The organism is Niveispirillum fermenti (assembly GCF_048066175.1).
GTDB lineage: Bacteria > Pseudomonadota > Alphaproteobacteria > Azospirillales > Azospirillaceae > Niveispirillum > Niveispirillum fermenti.
In genome coordinates, this window is sequence record NZ_JBLTXA010000013.1 from 34392 (window position 1) to 58272 (window position 23881).

A 23881-nucleotide genomic window follows, 5' to 3' on the forward strand; every position below is an offset into this window, starting at 1 on the left:
GTTCTAGCCGCGGTGCCAGTCGCGGTCCAGCCGGCGGGACGCCAGCAGCAGCAGGATGGCCGCGATCAGGTAGAAGCCCAGGCAATAGAGGATGGAATAGCGCAGGCTGTCCTGGCCGTATTCGGCCCGCAGCACGTCGGACAGCACGCCCAGGAACCAGGTGCCGAAGCCGATCCCGATCAGGTTGTTGATGAACAGGAAGATGGCCGAGGCGGTGGCCCGCATGCTGGGCGCCACCAGATGCTGCACGCTGGACAGCACCGGCCCGGCCCAGAGCAGGGACAGGGCCTGCGGCACGATGAAGGTGAAGAACATCAGGGTCTGGGACGAGACATTCACCCCGATGAAGAAGAAGGGCAGGGAAATCAGGAACGCCACCGCCGGCAGGCGGGCGTAATTGGCCTTGTTTCCCGCGCCCAGCCGGTCCCCCAGCCAGCCGCCCAGCCAGATGCCGGCCAGCCCGCCGATGAAGATGATGGCGCTGAAGAACAGGGTCGTGTCCACCAGCGACATGCCGTGGCTGCGCTGGAAGAAGGACGGTAGCCAGAAGGCCAGCCCATAGCCCATGATGGAGGAACTGGAGGCCCCGAAGGCCAGCAGCCAGAAGGACGGCTTGGTCTTCAAGGTGGCGATCACCTGTCCCAGGCTGGCCGGCTTCGGCTTGGCCACGACATTGTCCAGCCCGCCGCGCACCGGCTCGCGCACCGTCAGCTTCAGCAGGGGGGCCAGCAGCAGCCCCACCAGGCCGCAGATGATGAAGGCCCAGCGCCAGCCGATCTGATGCGCGATCAGCCCGCCGCCCAGCACCCCCAGACCCATGCCGATCGGGATGCCGAAGCTGTAGGCGGCCAGCGCCCGCGCGCGGGTGTGGGGCGGGAAGTAATCGGAAATCAGGGAATAGGCCGGGGCCACGCCCCCCGCCTCGCCCACACCGACACCCAGCCGGTAGAGGAACAACTGCCAGAAGCCGTTGGCCGTGCCGCACAGGGCCGTGAAGCCGCTCCACACCGCCAGCGAGACGGTGATGATCCAGGTGCGGCTGTACCGGTCGGCCAGCATGGCGATGGGCACACCCATCAGCGTGTAGAACAGGGCGAAGGCCCAGCCGCCCAGCCAGCCCAGGTCGCTGTCGGACAGGTTCAGTTCCGCCTTGATGGACGGGGCCAGGATGCCCAGGATCTGCCGGTCGATGAAGTTGAAGATATAGACCAGGATCAGGACGAACAGCACATAGGTACGGTAACCCTGGTTGCCCGTTTCACTCGCGTTCCCTGCCATGTTCCGCCTGTTCTGCTTTTTCTGATACCGTTTTGCACTGATCAGAACCTGTTGGTTCTGATCAGTGCCCTCAATTCCCGGCGCCAACAAGTGTTGGCCTGGCTACGCCGCCGAAGCGGCGCGGCGGCAGTCGCCGCCGTACCAAATGGCGATAAGGTCTACTTGTCGCCATTTGGTAGAAGAGGGTGCCACACCCCGTCGGCGCGTGGCACCCTTATAGATGGTATTATAATGAAAGTCACTCGGCGAAGCGGGCCGGCGGGTGGAAAAATCCGGCCCGCCGGTTCCCTGGCGGGGATCAGAACCGGTATTCGACCGTGGCCGTGACGGTGCGCGGCGGGCCGTAATAGCCGATGATGCTGTCCGCGAAGAGGGCGCCCGGGAAATTGTAGCCGCCGACGCGGTACTTCTTGTTGCCCAGGTTCTTGCCATGCACGCCGACGGACCAGTTGTCGCTGGCCGCCGTCCAGACGGCCGACAGGTCGAACAGCGTGTAGCCGTCCTGGTCCAGCGCCGGGTTGGGGAACTCGAACATCGAGAAGGCGGAACGGTGGGCGGCGGCCCCCGTCAGCGTCAGCAGCCCGGCATCGCCCATGTCGTGGGTATAGGTCAGGCCGAAGCTGGCGGTCCATTTCGGCGTGTTCTGGAACACGGCCTGGTTGGCAATATTGTCATATTGCCCGGTGGCGAGATTGTAGCGCAGGAACGTGTCGAATTCCGCGCTGATATAGCCGACCACGACATTGGCGGTCAGGTTGTCCGTCACGGCCAGCATGCCCTCGGCCTCCAGGCCCTTGATGCTGGAGGAACCGACATTGTCCACGAAGCTGGCGATGCTGGCGCCGGCCGGCACCTGCGTCGTCACCTGCTGGCCCTTGTAGTCGGAATAGAAGGCGGCCAGGTTCAGGGTGGCGCGGCCATCCCAGAAGCGGGACTTGGACCCGATCTCGTAGCTGTCCACCAGTTCGGGATTGTAGCCGTTGACGGTGTCCGGGGTCAGGATGGCGTCGCCGCGCATGTCGAACCCGCCCGACTTGAACCCCCGGCTGTAGGAGGCGTAGAGCGTGAAGTCACGGTCGGGCTGATAGGTCAGGCTGACGCGCGGTGTGAACTCGTCGAAGGTGCGGCTGTTGGTATAGTCAGACCGGATCAGGGTCGGGTTGCGCGGCGTGCCGCCGAACAGCGGGCTGGTCAGCCCGTCGTAATTGACGCGGTAGACGGAGCCCGTCTTCTTGTCTGAGGTGTAGCGCGCGCCGACCGATGCCTTGAACTGGTCGGTGATCTCATAGGTGAAATCGGCAAAGGCCGCGTAGCTCTTGGTGTCGACGGCACCGGCGGTCAGCGTGGTCAGGTTGGCCAGGCCGACGATCGTGTCGAAGGCCCCCTCGGCATGGGCATCCATGTAATAGAGGCCGGCGACACCCTTCAGGCGCTCGCCCTCATAGACAAGCTGAAGCTCCTGGCTGAACTGGTCATCCTCGTAATAGGCGGGGATGTCCAGGATCTTGCCCGGCAGATTGTCGAAATCGATGACCGTGTCGGACCGGCCGTCGCGATAGGCGGTGATGGATTTCAGCGTCACGCTGTCGCTGGTCCGGTATTCGATGATGCCCGAGACGCCCTGGTTCTTCACCTTCTGCTTGCCCGTCAGGCCGGCCTGCGTGTCATAGACGCTGTCCAGCACGGGGAAGCCAGCCGTCGGCAGCAGGCGGTAGCCATGGCGGGGATTGCTGTCATCGACGGTCTTGTCGGCCGCCACGCGGATGAACAGATCTTCGTTGGGCTTGAATTCCACCGACAGACGGCCGGCGGACACGTCCTTGTCGTAATGCTCCTTGCCCGTGGTCAGGTTCTTGCCATAACCGTCGCGGCGGTAGAGCGCAACGGCGCCCGACACGCCCACCGTCTCGGTCACGGGGGAAGAACCGGAGATGATCAGGTCGGTCTGCTTGTAGGAGCCGACCTGCGCCTTCACCTTCATATGCGGCTCGTCATCGATGCGCCGCGTCACGTACTTGACGGCGCCGCCGATGGTGTTGCGGCCATAGAGCGTGCCCTGCGGACCGCGCAGCACCTCGATCCGCTCGATATCGAAGATGTCCAGCACGGCGCCCTGCGGGCGGGCGATGTAGACATCGTCCACATAAAGGCCCACGCCCGGCTCGAAGCCCCAAAGCGGGTCCTGCTGGCCCACGCCGCGGATGAAGGCGATGAGCGTGGAGTTGGAACCGCGCGCCACCTGCATGGTCAGGTTCGGGGTCGTCTTGGTCAGCGAGGTGATGTCGGGCGTGCCCTGCATCTCCATCTGCTCGGCCGTGAAGGCGGAGATGGAGACGGGGACGTCGCGCAGGCTTTCCGCGCGGCGCCGCGCCGTCACGACGATTTCGCCCAGGGTGAATTCGCCGGCGGTCTCCTGGCTCTGCGCCTGCGCCATGGCCGGCAGGGACAGCAGGGGCAGGGTGGCCAGCGCGGTGCCGGCGCAAAGCAGGGCGGATGCGGACTTACCGAACGACTTCATGGTTCTCCCTTTCATTTTCATTGACTTCATTGGACCCCGGCGGGGCGGGTGCCGCCGGGGTTTGGTGGGTCGTCGCTTTCCGGCGGGGGCAGGGCTGCGGCGAACTGGATCAGGGTGCTGTTGAAAAGCGCCGGCTCCTCCAGGTGCGGGGCGTGCCCGGACCGGTCGAAACCCACGGTGACGGCGTGGGCCAGCAGCGCGGCCAGCGCCCGTGCCGTGGCGTCGGAATAAAGCCGCGACAGGTGGCCATGCGTGATCAGCACGGGCAGGGCCAGGGCCGGCAATGCGGCGCGGAAATCCTGGGCGATCATCGAGCCCCAGAGGCTGGCCATCGCGGCCGGGTCGCTGGCGGCAACCTCCGTGGCGGCCCAGCGGCGCAGGATGGCCTGTTCCACCTCCCGCCCCTCCGCGAAGATGCGGGCGGCGACGCGGGGGCCGATGGCGGGCCAGTTGGCCGACATGCCGGCCAGCGTCACCTGGGCGGAGCGCCCCGGATGGCTGCCGCGCAGGCCGTGGGTCCAGCCATCGCCATTGATGACGCGCGGGGTCATGTCGATGACCACCATGCCGGCCACCCGGTCCCTCAGCCCGTCCAGCAGCGCGCGCCACAGCACCATGGCGCCCATGGACCAGCCCACGACCAGCAGGTCGCGCAGATCCAGCCCGGCGGCCAGTTCGATGATGTCACGCGCCAGCCGTTCGATGGTCAGCGCACCGGTCGCCGGCCGCGAACGGCCATGGCCGCGCAGGTCGACGGCGATCAGGCGGAACTGTCCGGCCAGCCCGTCGATCTGGGGCGCGAAGAAGCCGGCATGCGTGGCCCAGCCATGGACCAGCAGCAGCGGGCGTCCTTCCCCCACATCGTCATAGGCGATCCGCGCCCCATCGGTGGCAAGCAGATACGGCATGCGCCGACACGTCCCCTTGAATGCGTTCCTTCCCGCGCCGTTCATTTTTCCCTGCCCTCCACCGATCGGATCGGTCATGAAGGGGCGGTTCGTTCTGGGGGGATCGCAACGATCTCCCGTCCGGCGTTATGCCCATGCTTGCGGCAAATCGAAACCTGAGTCAATATTCAAGTTGAAGCCAGGGAGGAAATCATGAGCGGCGAAGAGACGGCAACGTCCAAGGCCCCGCGCACCGAAAGAGGCAAGCGGACATTGCGCAGGCTGCTGGATGCGGCGGCGGCGGAATTCGGCGAGCGCGGCTATCACGAGGCGTCGATCAGCGGCATCACCCAGCGGGCGGGGGCGGCGCTCGGCACCTTCTATACCTATTTCGACAGCAAGGAGCAGGTGTTCCGGGCGCTGGTCGATGATATGGGCCGCCTGACCCGCCAGCATATTGCCGAGCGCGTGACGGGCAGCACCGACCGGCTGACGGCCGAGCGGCTGGGCCTGGAGGCCTTCATCGAGTTCGTGCGCGAACACAAGGACCTGTATCGCATCGTCATGGAGGCGCAGTTCGTCGCCGAGGATGCCTATCTCAATTATTACAAGGTTTTCGCGGCCGCTTACCGCCGCAACCTGGCGCAGGCCGCCGAAAGGGGCGAGATCCGGCCCGGGCATGAGGAGGAGCGCGCCTGGGCCCTGATCGGCATGAGTGTCTTCCTGGGCCTGCGCTATGCCGTGTGGAGCGACGACCAGCCCGCAGCCGAGATCGCCACGGCGGCGGCCGAACTGATCACCTATGGCCTGTCGCCGGCCGCGAAGCCGGAGGGGTCGTCATGATCCCCTGCCTGTTCGACATCACGGCCAGGCGTGCCGAACTGAACGGCGGCGACATCGCCATGGAGGAGGTGGCGACGGGCCGCACCGTCACCTATGCCGTGCTGGAGGAACGGGCGGCGCGGGCCGCCGGCCTGCTGGCCGCCATGGGGGTGGGGGAAGGGGACCGGGTCGCCATCCTGTGCCGCAACCGCATCGAGTTTTTTGAACTGCTGTTCGCCTGTGCCAAGACGGGCGCCATCCTGGTGCCATTGAACTGGCGCATGCCGGCGGCGGAAATCCGGCCCCTGCTGGCCGATTGCACGCCGGGCCTGCTGCTGTTCGGCGCGGAGGATGCTGCCGTGGCCGGCCAGTTGGCCGATGCCGTGCCGGCATCGCTGGCGCTGGATGGCGATTATCCGGCCCGGCGCGATGCCAGCCCCCCCGGCCTCTGCCGCCGCCAGTGGCCGGCCGGCGGCATCTGGTACCTGCTCTATACCTCCGGCACCACGGGCCGGCCCAAGGCCGTCATCTACAGCTTCACCATGGCCATGGTGAATTATGTCAACATCTCCCAGGCCATCGGCCTGACGGGCCGTGACACGACGCTGAATTTCCTGCCGCTGTTCCACACGGCCGGCATCAATCTGCATACCCTGCCCACCCTGATCGCGGGCGGGCGGGTGCTGATCATGCCGGGCTTCGATGCCGACGTGATGATGGATCTGGTGGCGGCCGGCCGGCTGGACGCCATCTTCGGCGTGCCCGCCATCTATCAGATGCTGTCCCTGCACCCGCGTTTCGGCCAGGTGGACCTGACGCGGCTGCGGTCCTGGGGTTGCGGCGGCGCGCCCTTGCCCGACGTGCTGGTACGCCGCTTCCTGGAACGCGGCGTGCGCGTGTGCAACGGCATGGGCATGACGGAAACGGGACCGACGGCCTTCATCATGGACCCCAACCGCGTGGCGGAGAAGATCGGGTCGGTGGGCAAGCCGCAGATGCTGTGCGGTGTGCGCATCGTCGGGGCCGACGGGCGCGATGTGGCGCCGGGCGCGGCGGGAGAACTGTGGTTCGGTGGTCCCGGCATCACGCCGGGATACTGGAACCGGCCCGATGCCACGGCCGCCGCCTTCTCGGCCGACGGCTGGCTGCGGTCGGGCGACATCGCCCGGTGCGACGCCGACGGCTATTACTATGTCGTGGGCCGGATCAAGGAGATGTTCATCTCCGGCGGGGAGAATGTCTATCCGGCGGAGGTTGAGAATGTGCTGGCGCAGCACCCCGCCATCCTGGAGGCCGCCGTCATTGGCGTACCGGACGGGAAATGGGGAGAGGTGGGCCATGCCCATATCCTGCCCCGCCCCGGCCTGGACCTGCCCCCGGCCGACGAACTGGCAGCGTTCTGCCGCGACAGGCTGGCGCCCTTCAAGGTGCCCAAGCGGTTCATCACCGTTGCCGATTTTCCGCGCACCGCGTCCGGCAAGGTGCAGAAGCACCGGTTGTAAGGGTGTCCCGCCGCCGCCGCCTCGCGCGCGATGGCGCGTGCCTTTCCATTACCGTCCCCCCCCCCCGATCGAGGAAGATGACCCGTGCCGGACCATGCCAGCATCGAGTGCAGCCTGACCCAGGCGGAATTCGACCTGTTCGCCCTGTTGTCGGGCGATGACAATCCCATCCATGTGGACCCGGCCTTTGCTGCCCGCACCCGGTTCGGCCGCACGGTGGCCCATGGGTTGCATCTCTGTTCCATCCTGCGTGGGCTGGCCGGGCGGCTGCGGCCGGGGGCGGGGCTGGCGGGCCAGGATGTACGGTTCCCGGCCCCCACCTATGCCGGGGAGCCCATGCGGTTTTCCGCCATGGTGACGGAGGGCGGGGGCGGGAACGCCATGACCCGCGTGGCGGTGAAGGCGGAGCGGCTGACAGACGGCACGGTCACCTGCGAGGGGTTTTTCGAGATGGACGGTGCCGCATGATCCGCATCGGGGATGAGGCCAGCGTGACGCGCGCCTTCACGCAGCAGGATGTGGCCGATTATCTGTCGCTGGGCGGGGCGCCCCTGCCGGCGGGCCAGGTGCCGGAACCCCTGGTGGGGGCCCTGTTCTCCTATCTGCTGGGGGTCCGGGTGCCGGGGCGGGGGACCAATTATCTGAAGCAGCAGACGCGCTTCCTGTGCCCGGCACCGCTGGACCAGGCATTGACGGCGCGGGTCACCGTCACCCGCATCCGGTCCGACAAGCACCTGGTGGACCTGGAAACCACCTGTCACGGGCCGGACGGGGCCCTGCTGGCGGAAGGGCGCGCCCTGGTCTATGTGGAGGATGTGGCGGACAAGGGTTGGTAAGGGGGGGCTGGTGACGGCCCCCTTGCCAGCCCCTCAATCCCGGTAATCGGGTGACAGCCGGTCCAGCCGGCGCAACAGGGCCGGCCAGATGAGCTGGTTGGCCACGGGCGTGATGGCCATGCGGCCCAGCACCATATTCTTGTCGATGACGCTGTCCGCCGTGGGATGAAGCGGCCGGCCGGCCATGGACAGGGTGCGCACCTGCATGGTGCAGGCCCGTTCCAGGAAATACATGCGTGTGAAGGCCTCCGCCACCGTGGCGCCAACCGTCAGCGTGCCGTGGTTGCGCAGCAGCATCGCGGATTTCGTGCCCAGATCGGCCTGCAGGCGCGGCTTCTCCGCCTCGTCCAGAGCCACGCCTTCGTAATCGTGATAGGCGAGGTCGGCCAGGGCCAGTTGCGCCGTCTGGTTCAGCGGCAGCAACCCCTCGGTCAATGTCGAGACGGCCGTGCCATCGGGCGTATGCAGATGCATGACACAGCCCGCATCGGCCCGCACCGCATGCACGGCCGAATGGATGGTGAAGCCGGCCGGGTTCACCGGCCAGGGGCTGTCATCCAGCTTGTGGCCATCCTGGTCGATCCGCACCAGACTGCTGGCCGTGATCTCCTCGAACAGCAACCCGTAGGGGTTGATCAGGAAATGATGGTCCGGTCTCGGCAGCCGGGCGGAAATATGGGTGAAGACAAGATCATCCCAACCATGCAGGGCCGCCAGCCGATAGGCCGCGGCCAGATCGCGGCGGATGTCGGCCTCTCCCGCCGCGACTGCTCGCGCGCCGGTTCCGGCCAGCGCCGCCACTCCTTGCGCCAGCTTTCCCCGCACCTGTTCCTTTTCCGCCTTCTTGTCCGCTTCCTTGTCCGTCATCAACCGTTCCCTCCCGTAAAGGCACCCGGTAGCGGACAGGGTAGCGCAGGTGCTGCGCACACAATACAACACAAAAGTATTGTCTATTTTATTAATCCACAAAATCCTATTGACGTTATGGGGGATTGTACGCAATATCCGACGTGATGGTGGTTCAACCATCCGCGGGCATTTGACATGACAGCAGCTTGCGCCGCGTCACCAAACGCTAAAGCGCCACGATCCCTCGTGGTGTCCGGTTTTGATCAAGGAGACACCCGATGCGTTTCTGTCGAACCTGACCTGACGACGTGCCGGCGATCGTGTCATTTCAAATCGCGGGCCGATCGAATAATCCACGAACAAGGCTGGGGTCCGGTTGCCAGGGGGGTGGCCGGAGCGGGGGATTTCGCACCTTCCCGACGGAGATTTGAAGAAAGGGCCCGTGGTTGCGGCCCTTTCCCTCTCCCTGGCCGGCAAAAACCGCACATGAAGGGAAGTTCCATGAAATCGCTCCGTTCCACCGCCGCCGCCCTGCTGGCCGGCGCGGCGTTTTCCGCCCTGGCCCTGCCCGCGTCCGCCCAGGCGGCCTCGGAGGTAGAGGCCCTGCGGGCCCAGGTCCAGGAATTGCTGGGCCGCATCGAGAAGCTGGAGCGTGCGCCCAGCACGCCCGCCGGCCCGCCGGCCAGCAAGGATGCGCCGCTGGTCCCCGCCGATGCCTATAAGGCGCCGCAGGTGACGCAGTCGGGCAACGGCAAGGTGAAGCTGACCCTGTCCGGTCAGGTCGGCCGCATCGTCAGCGTCGTTAGCGACGGCTACGATACCGACGCCATCCATGCCGACAACGCCACGGCCTCCTCGCGCATCCGCCTGGCCGGTCAGGCCAAGCTGGACGACAACTGGACGGCCGGCACCGATATCGAGCTCGAGACCTCGTCGGCCTCGTCCCGCAACACGGGCATCGGCACCGACAGCGGCGCCTTCTCCATCAATGAGCGCAAGGTGGAGATCTGGGTTCAGCACAAGGCCCTTGGCCGCCTGTGGATCGGTCAGGGCGACACGGCCAGCAACCAGACGTCGGAAATCGACCTGTCGGGCACCGTCACGCTGCTGGGCTACAGCGATATCGGACAGGCCTTCGGCGGTGTCGCCTTCCGCAACAAGGCCAACCGCGCCAACGGCCCGACCGTCAACGGCGTCTTCAACAACCTGGACGGTCTGCACCGCGAGGATCGCGTGCGCTATGACACGCCCACCTTCGGCGGCTTCCAGCTTTCCACCAGCGTGACCGAGGGCGGGGCCACCGATGTTGCCGGCCGTTATGCGGGCAAGATCGGCGATACCGAGATCGCGGCCGCCATCGCCTATGCCGACAATGACAGCCGCACGGGCTTCGACACCCAGACCAATGGTTCGGTGTCGGTGAAGTTCGCCAGCGGCCTCAACCTGACGGCCGCGGCCGGCACCCGCGACCTGGGCCCGCGCAACAGTGATTTCTGGTACGGCAAGGTCGGTTACCTGGCCAAGCTGACCAGCGTGGGCGCCAGCTCCTTCTCGGTCGATTTCGGCAAGCAGGAAGATCTGGTCGTCGCCGGCGGCAATGCCAAGGCCTGGGGTGCCGCCTTCGTGCAGACGGTCGATGCCTGGGCCGCCGATTTCTATCTCGGCGTCCGCAATCACGAGTACAGCACCCGCACGGCCGACTTCAAGGACGTGTTCGGCGTGATCTCCGGCGCCCGCGTGCGCTTCTGATCCGCCCGGCAATGGGGGGCGGCTGCGCGATCACCGGTCCCCATTGCCGCTTTCCCCAACCCCACCCGGAGACAGGACATGACAGGCACCGTGCTGCCCATCGCCACCGCTTCCCATCGCGCGGCGCCGTTGTGTGTCGTGCCGGAGACACCGGCCTTCACGGTCGGTTCCGACCTGTCGCCGGAGGTGGCGGAGGTTGTGCGCATCATCGCCGGCAGCGCCGATGGCGGCACCGACCTGACAGAGGCGCGCCGCATCTTCACCCAGGTGCGCCGCGCCCTGGGACCGCCGCCGCCCGACATCGCATCGGTGCGGGAGGAGACGATCATCGGTCCCGGCGGGCCGCTGCGCCTGCGGCTCTACCGTCCCTCCTTCGGGTTCCGGCCGCTGCCGGCCCTGCTGTTCTTCCATGGCGGCGGCTGGACGCTTGGCGACCTGGACAGCCATGACACGCTGTGCCGGCAACTGGCCGTGGCCACGGGCCATGCCGTCGTCGCCGTGGATTACCGGCTGGCGCCCGAGCATCCCTGGCCGGCGGCCATCGAGGATGGCTGGGCGGCGCTGCGCTGGCTGGCGGCCTATGCGCCCCTGCTGGCCATCGATCCGCTGGCCATCGGCGTGGCCGGCGACAGCGCGGGCGGCAACATCGCCGCCGTCCTGGCCCTGAAGGCGCGGGATGCGGGCGGGCCGGCGCTGAAGACCCAGGTTCTGATCTATCCGGCCGTCGACCTGTCGGCCGGCCTGCCCAGCCATTTCACGCGGGCCGACGGCTATCTTTTGACCCGCCGGGCCTATGTCGCCTATGTCCGCCATTATCTGGCCGGGCAGGAGGTGGAGGGTGACTGGCAGGTCTCTCCCCTGCGGGCCGACCGGCTGGACGGGCTGCCGCCCACCGTCATCCTGACGGCCGGGTTCGACCCGCTGCTGGACGAGGGGCGGGCCTATGCCGGCCGGCTGGCCGCGGCCGGTGTACCCGTGCTGCACCGGCTCTATCCCGACATGGTGCATGGTTTCATCACCATGGGCGGCCGGCTGCCCGCCGCCAACCGGGCCATCAACGATATCGGCCGGGCGCTGGCATCCTATGACATCTATGCCTTCAGCGACGGGGGCGGCATCTGATACCGGGATGATGGCGGTGCTTGCCGGATGACGGGGACCGGGCCGGCATGGTAGGACCCGCGCCGACCCATCCGTTCCGGACCGCCGCCGCCATGCCGATCCCGCCCGACATCCTGGACCAGGCCCGCGACCTGCTGGCAGCGGGGCGCTATCGCGTCGTCCGGCGGCTTCTGGTGACCGGCGGGGTGCCGCCGGACGATGCGGCGGGGCTGGGCCTGCTGGGGGCGGCCCTGGTCGGGCTGAATGATCACCACGCGGCCCGCGCCCATCTGGAGGCGGCGCTGCTGCGCACGCCCGGCGATCCGGTGCTGCGCTTCCATCTGGCCCGGGCCCTGAACGGGCTGGGCATGATGCATGCGGCCGTGCCGATCCTGGCGGACCTGCACGGCGCCCGGCCTGCCGATGCCGCAGTGACGGAGGCGCTGGCCAATGCGCTGCGCCGCGACGCGCGCTACGAGCAGGCCATCGCCCTGGTGGATGCGGCAGAGGCGCAGGGCCGGCTGGACCACGCCATCCTCTATCATCGCGCCCTGTCTTGGCATGCGCTGGGCGACGCGGCGGCGGCCCTGGCGGATTTCGACAGGCTGCTGGCGGATGATCCCGGCCATGCCGCGGCCTGGTTCGCCAGCCATGCCTGCGTGCTGGACGGCCAGGGGCTGCCGGCGGCCCTGTCCCGGCTGCGGCATGCGGCTGCCTGCACGGGTGCCAACCGCAAATATGCCGCCTTCCTGGCCGCCTATGACGTTCTGACGGGCGGTGCCGGCACGGATGGGGCGGCGGCGGCCAGCGACGGCCGGGCCGCCATTCTGGACGGCGCGCGTGCCCTGGTGCCGCATCTGGCGCCGGAATCGCGCCTGTTCGGCCTGTCGGCCGACCTGCTGCGCTTCGCCCTGTCGGCGGCGTCGGTGCCGGGGCTGGTGCTGGAATTCGGCGTGCGGCGGGGCACTTCGCTGCGCCATATCGCAGCCGCCTGCGGGCAGCAGGCCCACGGCTTCGACAGTTTCGAAGGCCTGCCCGAGGGCTGGGGGAACGAACCGGCGGGCACCTTCAGCCTGGGGGCGGAACTGCCGGCCATGCCCGGCAATGTGACGCTGCACAAGGGCTGGTTCGCGCAGACGCTGCCGGACTTCCTGGCGGCCTTTTCGGGTGCCGTCCGTTTCGCCAACATCGATTGCGACATCTACAGTTCCACCGTCACCGTGCTGACGGCGCTGGCCCCCCGGCTGGTGCCCGGCACTATCCTGGTGTTCGATGAGTTCATCGGCAACCGCACCTGGGATGCCCATGAATTCAAGGCCTTCACCGAGTTCACGTCCCGCACGGGCATGGGTTTCCGCCATATCGCCGTCAGCCCGTTCACGGGCCAGGTGGCACTTCGCCTGGAATAGGCGCCCGAGACAGGAAAGGTCCGCCGCCATGAAACCGCCCGTCATGCTCTATGCCTGCCATCAGGTGGACCAGGACGCCTGGCTGTCGGCGCTCGCCGCCGCCGATCCGGGGCTGGAGGTGCGTGTCTGGCCCGATATCGGTGATCCGGCGGAAATCGATTACGCCTTCCTGTGGAAACAGCCGCGCGGCATCCTGGACGGGCTGGTGAACCTGAAAGCCATCTTCTCGCTGGGTGCGGGCGTGGACCATGTGCTGCGCGACGACAGCCTGCCGGACCATGTGCCGCTGGTGCGCATGGTCGACCCGACGCTGGTGTCGGGCATGGTGGAATTCGTGGTGATGCGGGTGCTGCATTATCACCGCCACATGCCCGCCTATGAGCGCCAGCAGCGCGACGGGTTTTGGCGTCCCCTGCCGCAGGTGCCGGCGGCGCAACGGCGGGTCGGCATTCTGGGGCTGGGGGAACTGGGCGCTGCGGCGGGCCGGGCGCTGGCCGGTCTCGGCTTCGACGTGACGGGGTGGAGCCGGACGGCCAGGGATCTGGCCGGCCTGCGCTGCGTGGCCGGCGCCGATGGTCTCACCTTTCTGCTGGAACAGGCGGAGATCCTGGTCTGCCTGTTGCCGCTGACCGATGATACGCGCGGCATCCTGAACCGGGACACCCTGTCCCGCCTGCCGCGCGGTGCCTTCCTGATCAACGCCGCGCGCGGGGGTCATCTGGTGGAGGCGGACCTGATCCCGCTGCTGGACACGGGGCACCTGGCCGGGGCCACGCTGGACGTCTTCGCGGTGGAGCCGTTGCCCGCCGGCCATCCGTTCTGGTTCCATCCCGCCATCACGGTCCTGCCGCATGCCGCCGCCGTCACCCATCCGGTCACGGCGGCACGCATCATCGCCGGCAATATCGCCCGCCACCGGGCGGGCCAGGGGCTGGTGAACGTCGTGGACCGGCAGAGGGGATACTGACCGGCCGCCGCCGTTCAGCCCGCCCCGGCCTCGTCCCGTACCGCCAGCATGGCAAGGGCGGCCACCAGCATGGCGGCACCGCCCAGCACCAGGGCCCAGATGGCCTGCCCGCCGAAGAAGCCGCGCAGCACCACGCCCAGAATGCTGGCGGCCAGCACCTGCGGCACGACGATGAAGATGTTGAAGATGCCCATATAGACCCCCATCTTGGCGGCCGGCACGGCGCCCGACAGGATGGAGTAGGGCGAGGAGAGGATGGAGGACCAGGCGAAGCCGACCCCGACCATGGGCAGCCACAGCCAGGCCGGATCGCCGATCAGCGGGAAGCAGGCCAGCCCCGCCCCGCCCAGGCACAGGCACAGCATATGCGCACCACGCCGGCCGATGGCGCGAGCCATGGCGGGCAGCAGGAAGGCCGCGACGGCGGCCACGCCATTATAGACGGCGAACAGCAGCCCCACCCAGTCCGCCCCGTCATTGAAGGCGCGGCTGGCCGGATCGGTCGTGCCGTAATGGTGCGCCGTGACGGCCGACGTGGTGTAGATCCACATGGCGAACAGCGCGAACCAGCTGAAGAACTGCACGATGGCCAGCCGGCGCATGACGACCGGCATGGCGAACAGATCCTCCATCACCGAGGAGAAGCCGCCCGTGGCACGGCCGGCCTGTTTCAGCCGGGCATGGACCAGCAGCGCAAGGCCGAAGACGGCTAGGCCGCCACCCAGGATATGCACCTCCTTTTCCAGGCCCGCCGCCCCGACCAGGGCTGTGATCAGGATGCCGGCTCCCAGGCACAGCAGCCCTGTCTGCCGGAACCAGGCGGCCGGCCGGTCGGCCCGGGCGGGCGGGGCCATCCGGCGTTCGGCCAGCCGTGCCGCCTCGAACGCGGCCACCTGTCCGGGGCTGTATTCACGGGTGGTCAGCACCGTCCACAGCACGGTGACCAGGATGGCACCCGCCCCGACATAGAAGGCGATATGCACGGTCAGCGGCACCTGGCCGGGGGCGGCCGTATTGTCCATGCCGAACCAGTGGGTCAGCATCCAGGGCAGTGCGGAGGCGCCGACGGCACCGACCCCGATGAAGAAGCTTTGCGCCGCAAAGCCCGTCATCCGCTGTTCATCGGGCAGCATGTCGCCCACGAAGGCGCGGAACGGTTCCATCGCGATGTTCAGCGAGGCATCGAGAATCCACAGCATGGAGGCCGCGAACCACAGCGCGGGAGAGGATGGCATGATCAGCAGCGACAGCGTGACCAGCACGGCACCCAGCAGGAAATAGGGCCGCCGCCGCCCCAGCCGCCCCCAGGTGCGGTCCGACAGATGGCCGATGACCGGCTGTACCAGCAAGCCGGTCAGCGGGGCCGCGACCCACAGGATGGCCAGATCGTCGATATTGGCGCCCAGCGTCTGGAAGATGCGGCTGGCATTGGCGTTCTGCAGGCCGAACGCCACCTGGATTCCCAGGAAGCCGATGGACATGTTCCATATCTGGATCAGGCTGAGCCTGGGCTTTTGCATTTCCGTCCCCTTGCCCCCGGGGCCCTTGTCAGCGGGCCGCCCTGTTTGCGCGGGACGATGCGGGCGGGCGTGGTTTGCCGTCAACGGCCCTGCCGCCGCCGCCGGGGTGAATACGTAGTCAAGGAAGGCGTGCGCCATGAAAGCGGCGGTGCCCAGTGAGAAACCTTTATCCGGCCCGCCCTGATCGCATAGGCTGGCCTTGACCCACCCGTCCAGACCAGAGGTTTTTGATGACCCGCCTGCTTCCCGATCGACGCATGCTGCTGACCGGCGGCGGTGCCGCCCTTTCCATGGCGTTCCTTTCGGGCTGTGCCGGTGGGCCGGGCCGTCCGGCGGCCCCCGGGATGGCGGCGGCCGGGCCGGTGCTGAAACTGCCGCCGCTGCGCACCGGGATCGATCACATCACCCAGATCACCGTCTGCACCCGTCCCTTCCGGCCGCAGGGGCCGCGGATCGAGCGGGAACGGCTGGGGGAGAAGGATGTCATTCACCATTACGGCCATGGTGGTGCCGGCTGGTCCCTCTCGTGGGGATCGGCGGCGGTGGCCGTGGGGCTGGTCATGCAGACCGGTGCGCGTGATATCGCCGTGATCGGCTGCGGCGCCATCGGTCTGACCACGGCCCTGGAACTGCAACGGGCGGGGGCCAGGGTGACGATCTATGCGCGGGAGATGCCGCCCTTCGTGCGGTCCTCCTTCGCGTCGGGGGTCTGGTCGCCGGAAAGCCGCATCTGCCTGGACATGCATGCCACGCCGGCCTTCAAGGCGCAGTGGGCGGCCATGGCGCGCGCCTCCTACGACCGGTTCCAGACGCTGCTGGGCCTGCCCGGCACGCCCATCGAATGGTATGACAGCTTTATCGTGCCCATGGCGGGCCAGACCCCGCGCCCGCCCGACCCGCGTCCCGCCTTCGCCCACGGGCTGACGCGGGAACTGACGCCGGAGCTTCGGTCGCCCCGCACGACCTATGCCGCCGGCCGGCATGATTTCGGTGATCGGGATGTCCGGGCCGATACGGGCATGATGTTCAATATCGCCTCCTACTCCCATTTCCTGATGTCCGGCTTTCTGGCCAATGGCGGGCGGTTTGAGGTGCGGGACTTCCACAGCCCGGCGGAATTCGCCGGTCTGGCGCAGAAGGTGCTGGTGAACTGCACGGGCTATGGCGCGCGGGCGCTGTTCGGGGATGACACGCTGGTGCCCGTGCGCGGGCAACTGGCCCGCACCATGCCGCAGCCCGATGTGACCTATGGCATGTACCACGACATGGTGTCCTTCGTGCCGCGGCGCGACGGTTTCGTTTTCCAGTATGTCGGCGCGGATGAATATTTCGGCTATGGCATCGACGACCCGACGCCGGACCGGGCCGAGGCGGAGCGGGCCGTCACGACCATCGCCGGTCTGTTCGCCGGCGGGCAGGTGTGAAAGCGCCGCTTCCCCGGCCGCATCCTTGCCCCGGCGAATGATTGATCCCCGTCAAGGCCGTGGCCGGCCGGCCGTGCCATAAGAGAGGCAGGCCAAGGGGGCATGATGGATGGAATGGTCTGGTCGCTGGCGGCGGCCATGTTCACCACGGGGATGCTGGGCGGGCTGTCGCATTGCGCGGGCATGTGCGGCCCCTTCGTTCTGGCCCAGGTCGGCGCGCTGCCGGCGGGGACGGGGCAGGGGGCCGGCATCGTTCTGGCGCGGGCCCGCGGATCGATGCTGCTGCCCTATCATCTGGGCCGCATCACGACCTATGCCGGGCTGGGCGGGCTGGTCGCGGCCGGGGGCGGAACCGTGACGCGCCTGGCTGGCGTTTCCTGGGGGCTGGCCCTCATCCTCATGCTGGCCGCGCTGCTGTTCCTGCGCCAGGGGCTTTTGGGTCTGGCGCCCTGGCTGCCGGCCGGGCTGCGGCGGTGGCTGGCGGCCGGTACGGGCGGCGGCTGCGTGCAAGGGCTTGGCCGGCGGCTGACGGTGCCGCTGCGGCCACTGTTCGCGCAGCCGGGCGGCATCAACGGCTATCTGCTGGGGCTGGTGCTGGGCCTGCTGCCCTGTGGCCTGGTCTATGCGGGGCTGGCATCGGCCATGGGCACCGGCGACCCGCTGGCCGGCACCCTCATGATGGCAGCCTTCGGCGCCGGCACGGTGCCGGCCCTGCTGGCCATCGGCCTGCTGGGCGGTGCAGCCGCCAACCGCTGGCGTCGTCTGGCGTTCCTGGCGACGCCCGTGCTGATGCTGGTGAATGCCGCGATCGTGGCGCGGATGGCCTGGCACATGCTGGGCTGAGCCCACCCTATCCCCATGGATGCGATGTTTCGGTGCAGGGGCCGGTGTGATCCCTGTCACAAGCATACAATTGTTTGATACGATCGGGGCCAAGGGGCCGCCGGCCGACCCGCATGACGGCCCCAGGACAGGAAGGGAAATGGCCATGACCACCACCATGACGCATGATTGCCTTCTCTACACCCGCCACGGTGCCGAAGGCGTGGCGGAGATCACCTTCAACCGGCCGGCCCTGATGAATGCGCTGGACCTTGACATGGCCGCCGCCTTCGCGGAAGCCGCGACCATGGCCGCCAACGATCCCCAGGTCCGCGTCCTGGTGGTGACGGGGCGGGGCACCAGCTTCATGTCGGGCGGGGATATCCATGCGTTCCACCGCCTGTTGTCCGCCCCGGCCGGGGAGCGGCGGGATTATTTCTGCCGCCTGATGGACTTCACCCATCAGGCCGTCACGGCCCTGCGCCGCATGGAAAAGCCGGTGATCGCCGGCATCCATGGCACGGCCGCCGGCCCCGGCATTGGCATCACGCTGGCCTGTGACCTGGTCGTGGCCTCCGACAAGGCTGTGTTCCAGATGGCCTATGGCCCGCTGGGCACCACGCCCGACGCCGGCGCCACCCATTCCCTGCCGCGCCTGGTGGGCGCGCGGCGCGCGGCGGAACTGTCTCTGCTGGACCGTCGCCTGACGGCGCTGGAGGCGTTGGAACTGGGCCTGGTCAACCGCATCTGCCCGGCACCCATGCTGGCGGAGGAGACGCGCTGCGTGGCCCGCAAGCTGGCTGGCGGGGCGGCGGCCGCCTCGGGCCGGACCAAGCGGCTGCTGTACCTGTCGCTTGAGCATAATTTCCAGCAGCAACTGGCGGCGGAGCGGGAGACGTTTCTGGCCGCCATCGACAGTGCCGAGTTCGCCGAAGGGATCACGGCCTTCGTCGAACGCCGCCGGCCCTATTTCGGCAATACCTGACCCGCGGGACCTGCCATCCGTGCCCTTGGCGCGCGGATGGCTTCGGTCGTCGATTTGCGTTTGCAACTAAGTCGCATATGAGATAGGACCCGTATGACATTCCATTGAGGATCGGTGACAATCATGCGGACAGGCATGCGATGGGCGGCGTGCGTGGCGGCGGTCTTGATATCCGCGCCGGCCCTGGCGGACCCCGTGATGGCGGGGCACAACCTGTCCCCCTGGGGCATGTTCATGGCCGCCGACTGGGTCGTGAAATCGGTGATGATCGGGTTGGGTGCGGCATCGGTGGCCACCTGGACCATTTTCGTCGCCAAGCTGCTGGAACTGTCGTCCGCCAAGCGCCGCGCCGCGTCGTCGCTGTATCTGCTGGACGGTGCGTCCGGCCTGGGGGAGGCCACGGCGCGGCTGACCGACCCGCGCGATCCGGCGGCCTTCCTGCTGCGCGCCGTGGGGGAGGAAATGGAACTGTCATCCGACCTGCCCGCCGATGGCGTGAAGGAGCGTGCGGCCAGCCGCCTGGAACGGATCGAGGCGGCCGTGGCGCGCCGGTCGGCCCGTGGCACCGGGGTGCTGGCCAGCATCGGTGCCACGGCGCCCTTCGTCGGCCTGTTCGGCACGGTCTGGGGCATCATGAACAGCTTCATCGGCATCGCGGAAAGCCATACGACGAACCTGGCCGTCGTGGCGCCGGGCATCGCCGAGGCGCTGCTGGCGACCGCCATTGGTCTGGTGGCGGCCATCCCGGCCGTGCTGGTCTATAATGCGCTGACCCGCGTCATCGGCGGTTATCGTGCCCAGGTGGGTGATGCCGCCGCCGCCGTGCTGCGGTTGCTGTCGCGTGACCTTGACCGGCGGGCGGCCGCCGCGGCCAAGCCCCGCCTGCGCGTGGCGGAGTAGGCGCCATGGCCGCGAAGCTGCGCACCGGCGGCGACGATGATCTGACGGAAAATCATGAGATCAACGTCACGCCCTTCATCGACGTGATGCTGGTGCTGCTGATCATCTTCATGGTGGCAGCGCCGCTGGCCACCGTGGATATTCCCGTCGATCTGCCGGCCGCCAGCGCGCCGCAGACCCAGCGTCCGCCCAAGCCCCTGTTCCTGTCGCTGCAGGCGGACCTGTCGCTGGCACTGGACGAAACGCCTGTGGCCGGGGGCCCCGATGCCCTGGTGGCGGCCCTGGATGCCGCGACCGGCGGTGACAAGGACCAGCGCGTCTTCCTGCGCGCCGACAAGACGGTGCCCTATGGCGACCTGATGGAGGTTCTGAACGGGTTGCGCGACGGCGGCTATCTGAAGGTCGCCCTGGTCGGGCTGGATGGCGCCGCCGTGGGAACCGCGCCATGAGCCTTCCGGCGCGCAGCCCGGCCGTCCCGTTGTCCGGTGGTGGGGTACGCTGGGGGCTGGCCTTCGCGCTGGCGCTGGGGGCCCATCTGGGCGTGGCCGGTGTCGTCGCACTGAAGCCGCAGGCGCCGCCGTCCCCGCCACCGCCGGGCCTGTCGGCCATCATGATGGATCTGGCCCCGCCGGCCCCACCGCCACCGCCGCCCGCACCGTCCCAGCCGGCCGTGACCCCGCCGCCGGCCCCCAAGCCGCCCCCCGTCATCGAGCGGGCGGAGGCGCGGCTGCCGCCTCCGCCACCCCGGAAGCCGCCGCGGCGTGAGCCGGTGCCTGAGATCGCATCCCGGCCCGTCATGGCGCCGTCCCCGGCACCTGCGGCCGAAAGCAGCGCCGACAGCGCCCCTTCGCCACAGCCTGTGCATGCCGGGCCGCCGCCGGCCGATGCGCTGGCCGCCTTCCAGGGCCGGTTGCTGGCCCATCTGGCCCGGCACAAGCGCTATCCGATCAGTGCCCGGCAACGGCGGCAGCAGGGCACGGCCTGGGTCCGGCTGACGCTGGATCGGGAGGGAAGGGTGCTGGCCCATCGCCTGGAGCGTGGCAGCGGCATCACGCTGCTGGACCGGGAGGCGGAGGAATTGCTGGCCCGTGCGCAGCCATTGCCGCCCCTTCCGCCCGAGTTGGGCCGGGACCGGATGGAACTGGTGCTGCCCGTGGAATTCTCCCTGCGCTGAGGCGCGGGCGCACGCCCCACTCGGGTCACATCAGTCCCGCCGATTTGAAGCTGACATATTTGCCGCCCTTGCCGATGATCACATGGTCGTGGATCACGACGCCCAGCGCGCTGGCGGCCGCGATGATCTGCTTCGTCATGTCGATGTCCGCCCGGCTGGGCGTGGGGTCGCCGCTCGGGTGGTTGTGGACCAGGATGATGGCGGACGCCCCCAGTTCCAGCGCGCGGCGCACCACCTCCCGCGGGTAGACGGGCGTATGATCGACCGTGCCGCGCTGCTGCACCTCGTCGGCGATCAGGGTGTTCTTGCGATCCAGGAAAAGCAGGCGGAACTGTTCCACCGGTTCATGCGCCATGGCCCCGGCGCAATAATCCAGCAGCTTCTGCCAGGAGGACAGGATCGGCTGGCCGATCACCTGCTGGCGCGCCATGCGCAGGCCGATGGCCCCGACGACACGGATATGGGCGATGGTGGCGTCGGAAAAATTGAAGCGGGCCTTCAGGCTTTCCGCCGGGGCCTGCGTGACGGCCCACAGGGTGCCGAAGGCGGACAGAAGCTCCTTGGCCAGCGGCTTGACATCGCGCCGCGGGATGGCCTGGAACAGCAGCAGTTCCAGCAATTCGTAATCCTGCAGCGCGTCCGGCCCGGAGGCCAGGAAGCGCTGCCGCAGCCGGTCCCGGTGGCCGTGATAATGCGGCTTGTCCGGCTCCGGCTCCGGCGGTTGGGGCCGTGACTGCCGGGCGGGGCCGGGTGCCGCGGAGGCGGGCACCGGCCGGCCGGCGACAAGGGCCGCCAGCAGGTCGTCATCCGTCAGCGGCGGCCCGGCCATGGCCTCGTCCAGCCGCTCCGCCTGTGGCATCAGCTTGCCTGCCCGTTTCACCGCCGCCGCTCCACATCCATGATGTGCATGACCCCTGCCGTCCACTCGCCTATAAGTGTAACAGCCGGGGGTTGGGCGCGCCAGACGGGAAGTGAGCCTGATCCGGCCCGCAGGTCAGGCGTAGGGTGGCTTTGTATGGCCGGCAGGGGACAGGGTGAATATCTCCGACCCGTCCTTGGTGACGCCGATCGAATGCTCGAACTGGGCCGACAGGCTCTTGTCGCGCGTCACGGCCGTCCAGCCGTCGGACAGCACCTTCACCTCGTACCGGCCGGCATTGATCATGGGCTCGATCGTGAAGAACATGCCTTCTTCCAGCACCGTGCCCCGGCCCTTGTGGCCGTAATGCAGGATCGACGGGGCGTCGTGGAACACCCGGCCCAACCCGTGCCCGCAGAAATCCCGCACGACGGAGAAGCGGAAGCTTTCGGCATAGGACTGGATGGCATGGCCGATATCGCCCAGCGTGGCGCCCGGCCGGACGACGGCGATGCCCCGCATCATGGCTTCATAGGTGACATCCACTAGGCGCCGCGCCTTCAACGGCACGTCACCCACCATGTACATCCGGCTGGTATCGCCAAACCAGCCATCGACGATCACCGTCACGTCGATATTGGCGATATCGCCGTTGGTCAGCCGCTTGGGCCCCGGAATGCCATGGCACACGACATGGTTGATGGAGATGCAGCTTGCCTTGGTATAGCCCTTGTAGCCGACCGTGGCCGACGTGCCGCCATTGTCCAGGACGAATTGCAGGATCCTGTCATCCAGTTCCCCCGTGACCGCGCCGGGCACGACGAAGGGGGTGATGTAATCAAGCGTCGCGGCGGCTAGGCGGCCGGCCTTGCGCATGCCCTCGAAATCCTCGGGCTTGTGCAGCTTGATGGAACGCTTGTCCTCATATTCTTCTTCGGCGAATTCGGCCTGTGTCATCGCGGTCTGATACTTTCCAACCATAAGACTGCCGGGGGCCTGACGCGCCCCGATCGATTTTCAGGGTCCAACTCTACACGATGGGGGCGGGGCGGGGCAAACACGCCGTCCCCGATGCCTGCCGTCCGGGCGGAGCATGGCCCGCCCGACAGGACGGCCCTGCGCAGCCACCCCCTGCCCAGATGCCCGCAGATCGGCTATGGTGGGGGCATCATGCAAGAAGACGACCTGATCCTTCCCGCCCCGCCGCCCCCGCCGGAACCCTGCGCGACCTGCGGCAAGCCCGATGATTTGTGCCTGTGCGCCAGCCTGGTGCCGGAGCGCACGCGCCTGAAGCTCCTGATCCTGCAGCATCCGCAGGAACAGGATGTGGAACTGGGCACGGCCCGCCTGCTGGCCGGCCAGATCGAGGGGGCGATCGTCAAGGTCGGCCTGTCCTGGCCGTCGCTGTCCAAGCTGCTGGGCCGGCAGGTCGACCCCAAGCGGTGGGGCGTGCTGTTCATGGGCTCCAAGGAGGAAGTGGCCAAGGTGCCGCGCGGCGCCATCGCCATATTCGGCCGCAAGGATGTCCTGCCCGACAGTGACCTGATCCTGGCCGATCTGGAAGGCATCGTGCTGATCGATGGCACATGGGCCCAGGCCAAGACCCTGTGGTGGCGCAATGCCTGGCTGCTGAAACTGCGGCGCATGGTCATCCATCCGGATTTCCGTTCCGCCTATGGCAATGTCCGCAAGGAACCGCGCCGCGAAAGCGTGTCGACGCTGGAGGCAGGTGCCTTCGTCTATGGCAGGCTGGAAGGCGATCCGGGGCTGCAGGACAGGCTGCTGAAGCCGTTCGACACGCTGCTGGACCGCTGGCGCCGCCGCCGCCGTCCGGTCAGACCGGTCTCCGCTGCCCGATAGCCCGCCCCCTTAGGCGGCGGAACGGCGCAACCGGACTAGAAATTTCCGAAGGGCCCGAAAAGCGAATAGAAAAGCCCCAGGGCCGCGAACACCGCCAGCCAGATGGCGATGTAGGGCAGTATCTTCCCCGGTGCGATATGGCGTCCCCGTCCCCGCAGGACGATGATCAGCACGAGGATCAGGGAAACAAGGGCCAGAAGCTGGTTTTCGCTCATCCCCGGCAAATGGGGTCGCAGGGCGCCGCCATCAAGGGGGCGCCGCGGCGCTGTCGCGGTTTCACCCAAGACGTGGCCCACACCGGTCCGGCCTGGGGGTTGCCTTTGACCGCGGGGCCGCATCGGGGGGCGACTGCCCGGCCCCGACATTAAGGATGCGGCGCTGGTGGTTTGCAGGGTCGGAAGAGCCGCGGGCCGCCGCCA

The 23881-nt window shown here is 68.1% G+C and carries 23 protein-coding genes; 15 read left to right on the forward strand and 8 right to left on the reverse strand.

Going from position 1 to position 23881, the window contains the following annotated elements; genetic code table 11:
- Positions 1-3: 3 nt before the first annotated feature.
- The 3 genes from ACM9LZ_RS14475 to ACM9LZ_RS14485 all read right to left on the reverse strand — a co-directional run bounded on the left by ACM9LZ_RS14475 (position 4) and on the right by ACM9LZ_RS14485 (position 4704).
- The gene (locus ACM9LZ_RS14475) at positions 4-1278 is read right to left on the reverse strand and encodes a spinster family MFS transporter (RefSeq protein WP_416620195.1); all 1275 of its coding nucleotides are present in this window, start codon (positions 1276-1278) and stop codon (positions 4-6) included.
- Positions 1279-1576: 298 nt separating this feature from the next.
- Positions 1577-3796: a TonB-dependent receptor gene (locus tag ACM9LZ_RS14480; RefSeq protein ID WP_416620196.1), complete on the reverse strand. Its 2220-nt coding sequence runs from the start codon at positions 3794-3796 to the stop codon at positions 1577-1579.
- 26 nt (positions 3797-3822) lie between these two features.
- Positions 3823-4704 carry an alpha/beta fold hydrolase gene (locus ACM9LZ_RS14485; protein ID WP_416620197.1) on the reverse strand — a complete coding sequence of 294 codons (882 nt, stop codon included), beginning with the start codon at positions 4702-4704 and terminating at the stop codon, positions 3823-3825.
- Between the two features lie 192 nt (positions 4705-4896).
- On the opposite strand from ACM9LZ_RS14485, the gene ACM9LZ_RS14490 reads away from it, so the two are divergent.
- The 4 genes from ACM9LZ_RS14490 to ACM9LZ_RS14505 all read left to right on the forward strand — a co-directional run bounded on the left by ACM9LZ_RS14490 (position 4897) and on the right by ACM9LZ_RS14505 (position 7843).
- Entirely contained in the window at positions 4897-5526 is a 630-nt protein-coding gene (locus tag ACM9LZ_RS14490; RefSeq protein WP_416620198.1) for a TetR/AcrR family transcriptional regulator, read from the forward strand.
- Entirely contained in the window at positions 5523-7007 is a 1485-nt protein-coding gene (locus ACM9LZ_RS14495; protein ID WP_416620199.1) for an AMP-binding protein, read from the forward strand. Before ACM9LZ_RS14490 ends, ACM9LZ_RS14495 begins: the two co-directional genes overlap by 4 nt.
- 84 nt (positions 7008-7091) lie before the next feature.
- The gene (locus ACM9LZ_RS14500; protein ID WP_416620200.1) at positions 7092-7475 is read left to right on the forward strand and encodes a MaoC family dehydratase; all 384 of its coding nucleotides are present in this window, start codon (positions 7092-7094) and stop codon (positions 7473-7475) included.
- Positions 7472-7843, forward strand: a complete 372-nt coding sequence (locus tag ACM9LZ_RS14505; protein WP_416620201.1) for a hotdog family protein — start codon at positions 7472-7474, stop codon at positions 7841-7843. The genes ACM9LZ_RS14500 and ACM9LZ_RS14505 overlap by 4 nt, the downstream gene beginning before the upstream one ends.
- Before the next feature lie 33 nt (positions 7844-7876).
- On the opposite strand, the gene ACM9LZ_RS14510 is transcribed toward ACM9LZ_RS14505, so the two are convergent.
- The gene (locus ACM9LZ_RS14510) at positions 7877-8710 is read right to left on the reverse strand and encodes a class II aldolase/adducin family protein (protein ID WP_416620202.1); all 834 of its coding nucleotides are present in this window, start codon (positions 8708-8710) and stop codon (positions 7877-7879) included.
- 483 nt (positions 8711-9193) lie between these two features.
- Between ACM9LZ_RS14510 and ACM9LZ_RS14515 the strand changes: the two genes are divergently transcribed.
- From ACM9LZ_RS14515 to ACM9LZ_RS14530, 4 genes are all read left to right on the forward strand, one after another.
- On the forward strand, positions 9194-10441 hold the full coding sequence (locus tag ACM9LZ_RS14515; protein WP_416620203.1) for a porin: 1248 nt from the start codon (positions 9194-9196) through the stop codon (positions 10439-10441).
- Positions 10442-10519: 78 nt separating this feature from the next.
- Positions 10520-11563: an alpha/beta hydrolase gene (locus tag ACM9LZ_RS14520; RefSeq protein ID WP_416620204.1), complete on the forward strand. Its 1044-nt coding sequence runs from the start codon at positions 10520-10522 to the stop codon at positions 11561-11563.
- A 47-nt stretch (positions 11564-11610) separates the two neighbouring features.
- A complete protein-coding gene (locus tag ACM9LZ_RS14525; protein ID WP_416620205.1) occupies positions 11611-12951 on the forward strand; it encodes a class I SAM-dependent methyltransferase in 1341 nt (446 codons plus the stop codon).
- A gap of 28 nt (positions 12952-12979) precedes the next feature.
- Complete coding sequence (locus ACM9LZ_RS14530) at positions 12980-13918, forward strand: 2-hydroxyacid dehydrogenase (RefSeq protein WP_416620206.1); 939 nt, start codon at positions 12980-12982, stop codon at positions 13916-13918.
- Positions 13919-13932: 14 nt separating this feature from the next.
- Here the strand turns inward: ACM9LZ_RS14530 and ACM9LZ_RS14535 are convergent, their stop codons facing one another.
- Positions 13933-15438, reverse strand: a complete 1506-nt coding sequence (locus tag ACM9LZ_RS14535) for an MFS transporter (RefSeq protein WP_416620207.1) — start codon at positions 15436-15438, stop codon at positions 13933-13935.
- Positions 15439-15668: 230 nt separating this feature from the next.
- On the opposite strand from ACM9LZ_RS14535, the gene ACM9LZ_RS14540 reads away from it, so the two are divergent.
- From ACM9LZ_RS14540 to ACM9LZ_RS14565, 6 genes are all read left to right on the forward strand, one after another.
- Positions 15669-16862 (forward strand): FAD-dependent oxidoreductase, encoded by a 1194-nt coding sequence (locus tag ACM9LZ_RS14540; protein WP_416620208.1) that lies wholly within the window; start codon positions 15669-15671, stop codon positions 16860-16862.
- Between the two features lie 102 nt (positions 16863-16964).
- A complete protein-coding gene (locus ACM9LZ_RS14545) occupies positions 16965-17705 on the forward strand; it encodes a sulfite exporter TauE/SafE family protein (protein ID WP_416620209.1) in 741 nt (246 codons plus the stop codon).
- A 145-nt stretch (positions 17706-17850) separates the two neighbouring features.
- On the forward strand, positions 17851-18669 hold the full coding sequence (locus ACM9LZ_RS14550; RefSeq protein ID WP_416620210.1) for an enoyl-CoA hydratase/isomerase family protein: 819 nt from the start codon (positions 17851-17853) through the stop codon (positions 18667-18669).
- A gap of 198 nt (positions 18670-18867) precedes the next feature.
- On the forward strand, positions 18868-19569 hold the full coding sequence (gene exbB / locus ACM9LZ_RS14555; RefSeq protein WP_416620211.1) for a tonB-system energizer ExbB: 702 nt from the start codon (positions 18868-18870) through the stop codon (positions 19567-19569).
- Between the two features lie 5 nt (positions 19570-19574).
- A complete protein-coding gene (gene exbD / locus ACM9LZ_RS14560) occupies positions 19575-20018 on the forward strand; it encodes a TonB system transport protein ExbD (RefSeq protein WP_416620212.1) in 444 nt (147 codons plus the stop codon).
- Positions 20015-20743, forward strand: a complete 729-nt coding sequence (locus ACM9LZ_RS14565) for an energy transducer TonB family protein (RefSeq protein WP_416620213.1) — start codon at positions 20015-20017, stop codon at positions 20741-20743. Before exbD ends, ACM9LZ_RS14565 begins: the two co-directional genes overlap by 4 nt.
- A 25-nt stretch (positions 20744-20768) precedes the next feature.
- On the opposite strand, the gene radC is transcribed toward ACM9LZ_RS14565, so the two are convergent.
- Both radC and map read right to left on the reverse strand, forming a co-directional pair.
- A complete protein-coding gene (radC, locus tag ACM9LZ_RS14570; protein WP_416620214.1) occupies positions 20769-21623 on the reverse strand; it encodes a RadC family protein in 855 nt (284 codons plus the stop codon).
- A gap of 114 nt (positions 21624-21737) precedes the next feature.
- Positions 21738-22559 (reverse strand): type I methionyl aminopeptidase, encoded by an 822-nt coding sequence (map, locus tag ACM9LZ_RS14575; protein WP_416620215.1) that lies wholly within the window; start codon positions 22557-22559, stop codon positions 21738-21740.
- Between the two features lie 213 nt (positions 22560-22772).
- Here map and ACM9LZ_RS14580 point away from each other — a divergent pair, with 213 nt between their 5' ends.
- A complete protein-coding gene (locus tag ACM9LZ_RS14580; RefSeq protein ID WP_416620216.1) occupies positions 22773-23462 on the forward strand; it encodes a tRNA-uridine aminocarboxypropyltransferase in 690 nt (229 codons plus the stop codon).
- A gap of 35 nt (positions 23463-23497) precedes the next feature.
- On the opposite strand, the gene ACM9LZ_RS14585 is transcribed toward ACM9LZ_RS14580, so the two are convergent.
- On the reverse strand, positions 23498-23677 hold the full coding sequence (locus ACM9LZ_RS14585) for a hypothetical protein (RefSeq protein ID WP_416620217.1): 180 nt from the start codon (positions 23675-23677) through the stop codon (positions 23498-23500).
- Between the last annotated feature and the right edge of the window lie 204 nt (positions 23678-23881).